This is a genomic window from Rhizobium cerradonense (assembly GCF_030182455.1).
GTDB lineage: Bacteria > Pseudomonadota > Alphaproteobacteria > Rhizobiales > Rhizobiaceae > Rhizobium.
This window is the reverse complement of record NZ_JAQJCK010000031.1, coordinates 20,810-31,818: the sequence shown is the minus strand read 5'-3', so window position 1 is coordinate 31,818 and position 11,009 is coordinate 20,810. Positions and strand designations below refer to the sequence as shown.

Here is an 11,009-nt window from a genome sequence, read left to right as displayed (position 1 = left end):
GCAACGCCAGAATGCCCTCGCGCACTTGCCGGCGCCACAAGGAAAGCTGGTGCGCAACAACGTCATGACGGCGCGCGACATCAACAACACGAACGCCAGGCTCAAGGCTTTCCGCCACGATCCGCGCCTTCACATCGTCCGGCCAACGCCGGTTTCCGCGGCGCGGCTCGACAACTTCGTAACGCCCAACAAATCCATCATCTGCCATGCAAATCTCCAGATAGTCCTGGAAACCTTCTCGCACACCCGGCAAGCCTCAAAATATAGCCAATTCAATGGGGCGGAGACGGCGCTTACGCCGCAATCATAAAAATACGAAAGTTGATTCAATTTGAGAGGGCCATTGCCGATTACATCCGGATTGATGACATTGCCGACATAGCCGATCCAATCATTATATTGAGAGCCGGCGCGGCCGATGAGGAAACCACCAAGCGATATATTCGCCACAGGTAGATCGGCGCCGATCGTGCTACTATCGTCCGTATAATCGAACCGTAGAGTCGTCGTCGTCTTCAGGAGGCCATATTCAGTCTCCGTTGCCGCATTGACATAGATTTCGCTTCGCGTCAGCCAGGTGGTGCCGCTGGGTTCAACTGGGGCGTAAGGATTGTATGACGATGCCTGCGTGCGGACCATACCCCCGACTTGCATGCAGGTTTCAGATCCAGGGATATAGAAATAGCCCTTGCCGTAGGCATCGCAGATGCGGACAAGTTCAGCCGGTTCCGGCTCGACGGCGACGACTTGATCGATAGCGCATACGGAAGGCGCGACTGAAAGTGTTGCAATCCCGCCGAGAAGAATGGGTCTGATATTCACTGAAGCTCCGATGTTTGGGTCAAAGAGAAATTCATCGCCCGCGCTAAACGCGTGCTCAACAATCGTCCTGGAAAGCGAATTTTATGCATGAGATTTGGGATCAGGGATTCATTCCCATCCCTGAGCAAGCAAGGACTATCGTTACGTTTTCAAGAGAAGCAATTCGTCCTGAATATTCCTTGGTGACAAGACCAGATCTCTCCATTACGTCCGGAAATCTGATGGCAGGAGGTAGGCGGCGGCAGAGAGCATTTTGCTGACATTTTCGACATTTCCGCTCAGTTGACTTTGATCGTGAAGCGTTCGCAAATGGCTCGAAGCAATATGCATGCCGCAGGAAAAACCCTTTGTTTTGCAGTAACTTTCTTAAAGCAGCTCTCCGGCAAGTCCGCCATTGTCGCATGTCAGACAGACCTGAGCGACATCGGCGCATGATGTTTGCAGGTAGCAGCTTTTGAAACACGGGTGGATCGTCGATCAACCGTCTGCTTATCGCTTGCAGGTCTAAAGCCTCAGTTCACGCCGTGACTCCAACTGTATCGAATGAGCGGGTGATTTCCAGCGCACGTTCGGGGCATGATCGAGCACCCCGGGATGCGCGAAATTCGTTCCCTGCAGCAACGTCGATATTGCCGGGCAGGATATAACCATCCTCATCCAACTTGAAGATCTCCGGCGCTTGGAACCAGCATCGCGCGTGTCCCTGGCATTTGGCAGTGTGGACGATGATGTGCATGCCGCACCTCCGAAGCTGCATAGCGGCGCTCGAGTTATGACCATTCCAGGACCAGATTTTCGATCCCGAACACATGGCCGCCATGGGTTATGGGGGCCGTACCTTCTTTGATACGGAAATGAGGAATATGAGACAGCCATTCCTCCAAGCCGATGATGATCTCCCGCCGGGCAAGGTGCGAACCAAGACAACGATGGGGACCTGCGGCGAACGCGGTGTGGCAGTTGTCCTCGCGTGCCAGGTCAATCACGTTGGGATCCTCGAACTCCGCCGGATCACGATTGGCAATCATCGTAGCGCAGCAAACATAATCCCCTTTGCGAATCGGCGCGCCTTCGAAATCGATATCTTTCGTTGCCACACGAATCATCTGTACGGTCGAATATGCCCGCAACAATTCTTCGGTTGCGAGCACGATCCGTTCCGGTTCACTGCGCAACAAATTTTGGTCTTTTGGATTGCGTGCCAGATGGGCCAAGTCAAAGCCGATCGCGGCTGCGACCGTATCGAGCCCCGCGACGAACAATAGTACGCCGATGCCACGGACTTCGTTTTCGGCCAGCAGGCGGCTATCGATCTGTGCCTGCACGACGAAGGTCATGAAGTCGCCTGCAGGCTCTTTCCGGCGCAAGGCCGCAAGTTCGTCGATAAACTCCAGAATAGACCGAGCGGCTGCCGATCGTTGGACCTTATCTCCGTGGAGCAAGGCCTTCGCCCAGCCGACAAATACGTCGAGCCGCTCGTTCGGTAATCCCAAAAACTGAAGAAAGACGCCAACTGTGAATGGAATGGCAAAATCTTTCATCACCTCGCAGCTTTTACCCGACACGGAGATCTTTTCGACAATGGTGATCGCTTGCGCACGGATAGACGCTTCCAGCGCCATCACTCGTTTTGGCGAGAACAGGGGGTTAAGCAGGGAGCGAAAGATGCCGTGGGCCGGTGGATCAAGCTCGAGTGGGATCAACGGCCAGTCGTCACCGAGCGCAGAGGCGAAAATGCTGCGATTGCTGGAAAAAGTATCAGGGTCCTGCAGCACTTTGCGTTGGTCTTTGGCCCGGGTTCTGAGCCACGTGCCACGACCATCACGCGTATTGTGGAGTGAATAAAACACTGGTGGTCCGGCGTGAACACGAGCGGCGGCTCCATGAGGATCTCCATTGGAGACGCGTTGCATGCCGGGTGACGTGAACAAGCTGAAGTCGCTCACCATTTCGCGCGGAACATGATCTGGAATTGGGTCACCCACGAATTGATTTCTCCTGAACGGCGGCTGGCTGCATTAGCCCGTCATGTTCTTTGACGGCTGAAGTCCCATTGCCGCTCTTCATCTGCCGATCGAAAAGCCAAGAGGGCGAGTGGCGATACTCGGCAACTCCGGCTATTGACCGTCGCGATCTGGTTGTCCGGTCGATCGCGACCCGACATCCCCCGATTATGAGGCCACTCAAGGTGCCGGCAGCGCTGATCGCCTCGCAGAGAGAGTTCAAAATTCATGCCAGTTCCCTTTGGTCGGCCGAAAAGCGATCTTCCCGTTGCTCTTCGGCTATTTGATCCCGAGCAAGCTGAAAAAGCTTGTGTCGAGGAGCTAACAAAAACCGGTGAAACGCGATCGCGCTCGCGCAAGCAACTTGGCGTAGAGGTCGACGAGCAAACACGCGACATTACGGTGTCGCGCTTCCGACAATGCCGGACACGGTCAAAGGCGCATGAGTAGCACTTCATTGTTTTAAAACGATGTTCTGCCTTGGCCTGAATAATGCCTGAACCGCCGCCGACTTGCTGGAGGAGGAAAATCCGACAGTCGGCCCCACACAAAAAGGTGGGTAGCTGCAAAGACACCGCCATACGTATGGCACAGAAAGCCGCCGCCACGATCCGTGCGCTCAATGCGACGGGCAAAAGAATTTTTTGCGCAAAAGTTTCGCCTGTCGCCAATCCATCGCCACCCACAGAGGAGAGCAATTGTGAGCTTTCTTGAAACGAGTTTGAAGCTGTTTCAACAAAAATATGCGCCAGACTTAGGTCCAGAACAATACGCTCACCACACTGGATGTGATCGGGACGGCAATTCGATGAGCGGCTCGCTGTTGTGGGCAAGGGCTGAAACCCAGAGGATGAACAATGCGTTGGATACCGGGACAACCAATATGGTCGACGCCGAGATCAAGTTGGCACGAGACCTTCAGCAGAGAGTAAAAGAGTATGTCCGATGGCCTCAGGGCAAGCGATCTCAAAAAGGGGTGTCAATTCTCGACTTTGGCCCCGGAACAGTGCGAGCATTTCAGCAGAAGACCCTTCCCCTTGCAACGGAGTTGCGCGGAAAAACCTCACGTTGCGTACTGGTTGATCGCTCGAACGAGTTCCTCTCGGATATAGAGCGATCGCCACCATCGTTCGACCTGAAGATCGAGTTCATACGAGATGACATTTTTTCCGGGCGGCGCTTTTTTTCCGATGAGGAAACGGCATTGGTCGTCATGTTCGGGCGGACTTTTGGGAATCTTGCCGCTTCCATAAGTGAGGCTCCTCCGGTTGCGGCGGTTGTCCAGGCGTTGAGGAGGATATCGAACAGCGCTGAGAAGTGCTGGCTTGCGATCTCAATAGGCTCGGATCTGAGGTGGAATGTCGCAAAAGCCTACTACGAAGCGCATCCAGAATTTCAGCTAAACGTATTTTATCGAATGAAGGCAGAATTACCCGTCGACGATAACTTTGATCCAGGAGTGTTTGAGTATGAGGCGGATATAAGAGGTGATGACAGCTTCATGCAGGTGATCCACACCGCGACGGTGAATAGAAATTTGTCGTTTCGACTCAAAGGAAAAAGCATCGAACTTAAAAATGGTGATCGGCTGCATTTGAAGAACTCATTTTCTTTTTCGGAAGAGTTTTTCAGAGAATGCGCGAACCTGGCAGGGCTTGTGTCGGTTGATGTGCTTTCAGATGCCGCCGGCTCAGACATTCACGTGCTGGAAAAGGCGACCTAAGAACAAGTCCTGCCGCCGCTGCCGGCGAAGAGCCAATCCTTCGCATGCTATTGGCAATAACCAGCCATTCCACCCATGTCTGGCAACGATTTGTCGTGCCCTTTCGGCCAAAGCGCGAGGGAATATCGGGCATAACGGATTGGGCAACATTCGCGGCCGAGACGCTCGGCCCCGAACTCGATGTCCCGGCGAGGAGGTCGGCAGCAGTCCCTCGCGCTCGTCAGGCGGTTAACGGGTCAAGATCACTTGGCCTTGTCCGATATGCGACAATCGATCGATATGCAACGCCGGGCGGTTTGATCGATTATGTTGAACAAGAAAACATTTTTTCCTTTGGCACGCATATTGCTGCGAAGCATTTGCAGACGCGTCACGGTCCGACGGTACCGCATGGAGATGTCGAAATGTTAGCGCCAAATTATCTGCCGGGACCTATGCCCGGTCATCCGAGAGCAGAAGGCTCCAGATCCCGAAGAAGGAACAGGCCATGTTCGCCGAGGAATATCGAACGGTGGCCACGCAGACGCATCAGGTTGTACCTGGGTGGTCGCGACGAACGCACGAGCAAACCCTCATCGTCGTCATAACCTCTAATCTGACGGCGCCTCAATAGGCGGCTTTTTGTTCGCGGCGATCAATGCCGACCGGTCCGGCGCGTTTTGAATTGATATTTGCCGAATTGCTGCAGAATCTCCCCAAACGCCCGTCGTGGAACCCTCGAACTTGGACAGCAATCGCATCCAGGCGCGAGGCCTTGGACGATTGGTCCAGATCCTTCAACCGCAGGAACCTAATCCATGGCTCACTTTGAAGACATCGACCAGTTTCGTCAGCGTATCGCCGAAGCACTCCCTTCGGCCAATATCCCAACCTTGTTGCTCCTGCTTTATCAGTTCACAGGACGAGAATATTGGCTAGGTCCGCGGTTTATTCCTGCCAAGAGCGGCTGGGACGACAACGACTCCGGTGGTCTGGCAATCGAATTGCAGGCGGAGATTCGCGATGCAGCACTGAGCGCCATCATGGCTTGGCGCCAAGGCGTTCCCATCGCAAGGGCAGACTTATCGGCAGAAGAATTGATCCGCATGCTCTCCATGTCAGAAGCTGAGCCTATTCCGCCGGAATATGCTGACATGATGATCCACAAGCTGCGGAGGTATTCAGGCGCGGTTCCTGATCCTGTGTGTTTGCCGGACAACTTCCGCATACTTGTCATCGGAGCCGGCATGTCCGGCATCGCGGCCGCAGTTCGGCTGCGACAACTGGGCGTTTCTTACATCCAGATTGAAAAGCAGGACCGCACAGGCGGGGTCTGGCATTCACATCGCTATCCTGGCTGCGGGGTCGACACGCCCGGACATCTATACTCCTTCACGTTTGCCAGCGGCGACTGGAGTAAGTTCTTCCCGTTGCAGCAGGAAATTGATGAATATCTCAACCGGGTCGCCTGCGACTTCGGTATTGAAAGCTCAATCCGCTACGGCACGGAATGCCTGTTTTCTCGTTATGATGAGGAAAGCCGGACTTGGCATTCTCGATTGCGCTTGCCAGACGGGCGGGAAGAAACCCTTGTAACCAATGTGGTCATTTCAGCCGTGGGCGGATTTACCACGCCAAAATGGCCAAACATTCCCGGGCTGCGTGACTTCGACGGACCGTTGGTGCACACCTCCAATTGGGATCCCGGGGTTACGCTCGACGGCAAACGCGTGGCTGTGATCGGAAACGGAGCATCGGCAATGCAGATTGTCCCGGCCATCGCCGATCGGGTGAGCGCCCTGACAATCTTCCAACGATCGCGCCAATGGGCGGCACCCTTTCCAAAATTTCTTATGTCGGTTCCCGAGTCGATGCAGTTCTTGCTCCGCGCGGTACCACATTACGAATGGCTTTATAGGCTCCGGCTGAGTTGGATTTTTGATACTCAAGTGCACGAATCCCTGCAGAAGGATCCGGCATGGCCGCATCCCGATCGCTCTGTGAATGCGCTGAACGACGGCCACCGCGAGACGTGTACACGATATATCGAAGAACAGCTCGCCGGGCGGCCCGAGCTACTGGCGAAGGTCATTCCCCCCTACCCGCCGTTCGGCAAGCGAATGCTCCTGGACAATGGCTGGTACAGAACCCTTCTGAAGCCGCAGGTCAGTCTGGTGGACAGCGCTGCTGCACAGGTCGAAGGCAAGTCGATCCGAGCGATAAATGGCGACAGCCATGAGGCAGATGTTCTCATCGTCGCCTCGGGCTACGATATCACACGCTTCTTGCTTCCAGTTCAGATATTCGGACGCGATGGCGTGACAGTACGTGAGGCTTGGGACGATGACGACTGTCAGGCGTATCTTGGTAGCGTCATGCCGGGTTTCCCGAACTTCTTCATGCTCTACGGCCCCAATACAGCCCTCGGTCATCGCGGGAACTTCATCTTCACGATCGAAAGCCAGCTGGACTACGTGCTGAGCGTTCTGCGCCAGATGGGAGAAAAGAAGTTATCCGAGGTGGAATGCCGGCAAGACGTTTATCAACACTACAACCGGACGATCCAGGAAATGCACCAGAAGATGATCTGGAGCCATCCCGGCATGTCCACCTATTTCCGCAACGCCCGGGGGCGAATCGTAACAAACAGCCCTTGGCGCCTTATCGACTATTGGAACCTAACGAAGGAGGCAGACCTCAGTGACTACCACATCATGGGGAACGTCGGCTACCAGTCAAAGGCCTCGGCTGAAGCGGTTTGAAAAGCGGTCGCCACTCAGGGGTCGAGTTGAGATCGAGGATTAAAATCGCTCACTGAATAAAAAGGCCTCAGGGGTGGGAAGGTGGAGGAGCAGGATGGCCGCGACCGAAACGTTTTACGATGTTATCCGTCGCCAGGGCATAACCCGGCGCAGTTTCATGAAGTTCTGCAGCCTCACGGCGGCCTGCCTCGGCCTTGGCTCCGATACGGCCGCAGCGATGGCCGAGGCACTTGAAACCAAAGAGCGTGTGCCGGTGATCTGGATGCATGGGCTCGAATGCACCTGCTGCTCGGAAAGCTTCATCCGCTCCGCCTATCCGCTGGCCAAGGATGTAGTCCTGTCGATGATTTCACTCGATTACGACGATACAATCATGGCGGCGGCCGGCTACCAGGCCGAGGCGATCCTCAAAGAGACCAAGGAGAAGCACAAGGGCAAGTACATTCTTGCCGTCGAAGGCAATCCGCCGCTCAACGAAGGCGGGATGTTCTGCATCGATGGCGGGCGACCCTTCGTCGAGAAACTCAAATGGATGGCCGAAGGCGCCCTGGCTGTCATCGCCTGGGGAACCTGTGCCTCTTCGGGCTGCGTTCAGGCCGCAACGCCCAACCCCACCGAGGCGACGCCGATCGACAAAGTGATCCGCGACAAGCCGATCATCAAAGTGCCTGGCTGTCCGCCGATCGCAGAGGTGATGACCGGCGTCGTCACCTTCATCACCACGTTCGGCAAGCTCCCCGAACTCGATCATCAGGGTCGGCCTAAGATGTTTTATTCGCAGCGCATCCACGACAAGTGCTATCGGCGCGCTCATTTCGACGCCGGCCAGTTCGTCGAGGAGTGGGACGACGAAGGCGCGCGCAAGGGCTACTGCCTCTACAAGATGGGCTGCAAAGGCCCGACCACCTATAACGCCTGCTCGACCGTTCGCTGGAATGGCGGCGTCTCTTTCCCGATCCAGTCGGGTCATGGCTGCATCGGCTGCTCGGAACAAAATTTCTGGGACGCAGGAAGCTTTTACTCCCGACTGACCGAGGTCAGCCCATTCGGCGTGGAAGCCACTGCAGACCAGGTGGGCATGACCGCAGCTGGTGTTGTCGGTGGGGCGATTGCTGCCCATGCTGCAATCAGCGCCGTCAAGCAGGTCACCGCCAAGCGCGGGAAAACCGGTCCTAAAAACGGCAATGGACAGGAAAGATCACGATGACCATCCAAACGCCAGATGGCTTCACGCTCGACAATTCCGGCAAGCGTCTTGTGGTCGATCCTGTAACCCGCATCGAAGGCCACATGCGGGTCGAGGTCAATGTCGACGAGGACAATATCATCCGCAATGCCGTTTCCACCGGCACAATGTGGCGAGGCATTGAAGTCATCCTCAAAAATCGCGATCCACGCGATGCCTGGGCTTTCACGGAACGGATCTGCGGCGTCTGCACCGGAACCCATGCGCTCACATCGGTGCGGGCGGTTGAAAATGCGCTCGGCATAACCATTCCGGAAAACGCCAATTCGATCCGCAATCTCATGCAGCTGGCATTGCAGGTTCATGACCACGTCGTGCATTTCTATCACCTGCATGCGCTCGACTGGGTGGATGTCATATCTGCCCTCACGGCCGATGTGAAGGCCACCTCGGCGCTTGCCCAATCGGTGTCCGATTGGCCATTGTCTTCGCCGGGCTACTTCAAAGACATCCAGACACGGCTGAGAAAGTTCGTCCAATCCGGCCAGCTTGGTCCATTCAAGAACGGCTACTGGGGCAATCGATCCTATAAGCTGCCGCCTGAAGCGAACCTGATGGCCGTAGCACACTATCTCGAAGCCCTCGATTTCCAGAGGGAGATCGTCAAGATCCACACGATCTTCGGCGGGAAAAATCCGCATCCGAATTGGCTGGTCGGCGGAGTGCCCTGTCCGATCAACCTCGACGGCACGGGAGCCGTCGGCGCGATTACAATGGAACGGTTAAACCAAATTTCGTCGGTGATCGACCAGCTGATCGAGTTCAACGAGAAGGTATACCTACCGGACATCATGGCGATCGGTTCCTTCTACAAGGATTGGCTGTTCGGCGGCGGGTTGTCGGGCAAGAACGTGCTTGCCTATGGCGACGTGCCGGAACACGCAAATGACTACACGGAGGCGAGCCTGAAGCTTCCGCGCGGTGCGATCATTAATGGCAATTTCAACGAAGTCCTGCCAGTCGACCATTCCGATCCAGAGCAGATCCAGGAATTCGTCAGTCACTCCTGGTACGAATATCCGGACGAGGCCAAGGGCTTGCATCCCTGGGACGGTGTCACCGTGCCGCATTACGAGCTTGGGCCGAATGCCAAGGGCACCAAGACCAACATTCAAGAGCTGGACGAAGGCGGAAAATATTCTTGGATCAAGGCGCCGCGCTGGCGCGGCCACGCCATGGAAGTCGGCCCGCTTTCCCGTTGGGTCTTGGGCTACGCCCAGGGCAAGGCAGAATTCAAGGATCCCGTCGACAAGGTCCTGAAGGACCTCGGCCTGCCGACCGCGGCGTTATTTTCGACACTAGGGCGTACCGCCGCTCGCGCGCTCGAATCCGTCTGGGCAGGCCGGCAGATGCGCTATTTCCACAACAAGCTGGTCGCCAATATCAAGGCCGGCGACAGCGCCACCGCCTTCATCGACAAATGGAAGCCGGAGACTTGGCCTTGCGAGGTCAAGGGCGTCGGCTTCACCGAGGCCCCGCGCGGCGCCCTCGCACACTGGATCAAGATCAAGGGGGGCAAGATCGACAATTATCAATGTGTGGTGCCGACCACCTGGAACGGCAGTCCGCGCGATCCGCACGGCAATATCGGCGCGTTCGAGGCCTCACTGATTGACACGCCTATGTCGGATCCGTCGCAGCCGCTCGAAATCCTCCGAACCCTCCATTCCTTCGATCCGTGCCTTGCATGCTCCACCCATATCATGAGCCCGGACGGACAGGAAATGGCCAAGGTCCAAGTCAGATGAGGAGGACGATCATGAGCATCTCTGCTATCTCAAACGCCGATGACGAACGCGCCAGCGAGCGCGAAAACGTGTATGCCTACGAGGCGCCCGTTCGCCTCTGGCACTGGATAAACGCTTTCTCCATCCTGGCGCTGGCGCTGACGGGTTATTTCATCGGCAGCCCATTGGCGGCGGCACCCGGCGAGGCGAGCGCCAATTTCCTGATGGGCTATATCCGTTTTGTCCATTTCGCCGCCGGGCAGATCCTGGCCGTGGCCCTGATCCTCAGAATCTACTGGGTCTTCGTCGGCAACGTGCATGCACGCCAAATCTTCTACGTTCCCTTCTGGAGCGGACGGTTCTGGAGCGAATGGCTGCACGAGGTGCGCGTTTACACATTCCTTACTGGACGCGCGTTGAAATATGCTGGCCACAATCCGCTGTCGCAATTCGTCATGTTCGTGACGTTCACGCTGCCGCTGACATTCATGGTGATCACCGGATTTGCGCTCTATGGCGAAAGCGTCGGCCACGACAGCTGGGCATACAGGCTGTTTGGTCGGGTATTCTTCATCTGGCCGAACAGCCAGTCCGTTCATACCCTTCATCATCTGGGAATGTGGGTGATCCTGATCTTCGTGATGATCCATATCTATATCGCGGTACGCGAGGACATCGTCAGCCGCCAGAGCATCGTTTCGTCGATGATTTCGGGCGAGCGGCTGTCCAAGCACAACGAGGACTAGG

The 11,009-nt window shown here is 56.0% G+C and carries 9 protein-coding genes; 5 read left to right on the top strand and 4 right to left on the bottom strand.

Features of this window, described 5'->3' with window-relative positions:
- The 4 genes from PH547_RS31780 to PH547_RS31765 all read right to left on the bottom strand — a co-directional run.
- A partial coding sequence (locus tag PH547_RS31780; RefSeq protein WP_285170282.1) for a transposase occupies positions 1 to 208 on the bottom strand: 208 nt, incomplete at its 3' end.
- Positions 130 to 822 (bottom strand): porin, encoded by a 693-nt coding sequence (locus PH547_RS31775; protein WP_004112883.1) that lies wholly within the window; start codon positions 820 to 822, stop codon positions 130 to 132. The genes PH547_RS31780 and PH547_RS31775, both read right to left, overlap by 79 nt.
- Positions 823 to 1,339: 517 nt before the next feature.
- A complete protein-coding gene (locus PH547_RS31770; RefSeq protein WP_004112880.1) occupies positions 1,340 to 1,558 on the bottom strand; it encodes a ferredoxin in 219 nt (72 codons plus the stop codon).
- Between the two features lie 34 nt (positions 1,559 to 1,592).
- On the bottom strand, positions 1,593 to 2,771 hold the full coding sequence (locus PH547_RS31765; protein ID WP_051043313.1) for a cytochrome P450: 1,179 nt from the start codon (positions 2,769 to 2,771) through the stop codon (positions 1,593 to 1,595).
- A 754-nt stretch (positions 2,772 to 3,525) separates the two neighbouring features.
- Here PH547_RS31765 and PH547_RS31760 point away from each other — a divergent pair.
- From PH547_RS31760 to cybH, 5 genes are all read left to right on the top strand, one after another.
- Entirely contained in the window at positions 3,526 to 4,548 is a 1,023-nt protein-coding gene (locus tag PH547_RS31760) for an L-histidine N(alpha)-methyltransferase (protein ID WP_240535393.1), read from the top strand.
- Positions 4,549 to 5,345: 797 nt separating this feature from the next.
- Entirely contained in the window at positions 5,346 to 7,289 is a 1,944-nt protein-coding gene (locus PH547_RS31755) for a flavin-containing monooxygenase (RefSeq protein ID WP_004112870.1), read from the top strand.
- 94 nt (positions 7,290 to 7,383) lie between these two features.
- The gene (locus PH547_RS31750) at positions 7,384 to 8,496 is read left to right on the top strand and encodes a hydrogenase small subunit (protein WP_004112868.1); all 1,113 of its coding nucleotides are present in this window, start codon (positions 7,384 to 7,386) and stop codon (positions 8,494 to 8,496) included.
- Positions 8,493 to 10,283, top strand: a complete 1,791-nt coding sequence (locus tag PH547_RS31745; protein ID WP_120764306.1) for a nickel-dependent hydrogenase large subunit — start codon at positions 8,493 to 8,495, stop codon at positions 10,281 to 10,283. Before PH547_RS31750 ends, PH547_RS31745 begins: the two co-directional genes overlap by 4 nt.
- Complete coding sequence (cybH, locus tag PH547_RS31740) at positions 10,280 to 11,008, top strand: Ni/Fe-hydrogenase, b-type cytochrome subunit (RefSeq protein ID WP_004112862.1); 729 nt, start codon at positions 10,280 to 10,282, stop codon at positions 11,006 to 11,008. Before PH547_RS31745 ends, cybH begins: the two co-directional genes overlap by 4 nt.
- The last annotated feature ends 1 nt before the right edge of the window (position 11,009 follow it).

What these genes read in the sequence shown, in the direction of transcription:
- PH547_RS31770 (WP_004112880.1), bottom strand. Translation starts at nt 1,558, where the DNA reads ATGCACATCATCGTCCACACTGCCAAATGCCAGGGACACGCGCGATGC.
- PH547_RS31765 (WP_051043313.1), bottom strand. Translation starts at nt 2,771, where the DNA reads ATGGTGAGCGACTTCAGCTTGTTCACGTCACCCGGCATGCAACGCGTC.
- PH547_RS31755 (WP_004112870.1), top strand. Translation starts at nt 5,346, where the DNA reads ATGGCTCACTTTGAAGACATCGACCAGTTTCGTCAGCGTATCGCCGAA.
- PH547_RS31750 (WP_004112868.1), top strand. Translation starts at nt 7,384, where the DNA reads ATGGCCGCGACCGAAACGTTTTACGATGTTATCCGTCGCCAGGGCATA.
- PH547_RS31745 (WP_120764306.1), top strand. Translation starts at nt 8,493, where the DNA reads ATGACCATCCAAACGCCAGATGGCTTCACGCTCGACAATTCCGGCAAG.
- cybH (WP_004112862.1), top strand. Translation starts at nt 10,280, where the DNA reads ATGAGGAGGACGATCATGAGCATCTCTGCTATCTCAAACGCCGATGAC.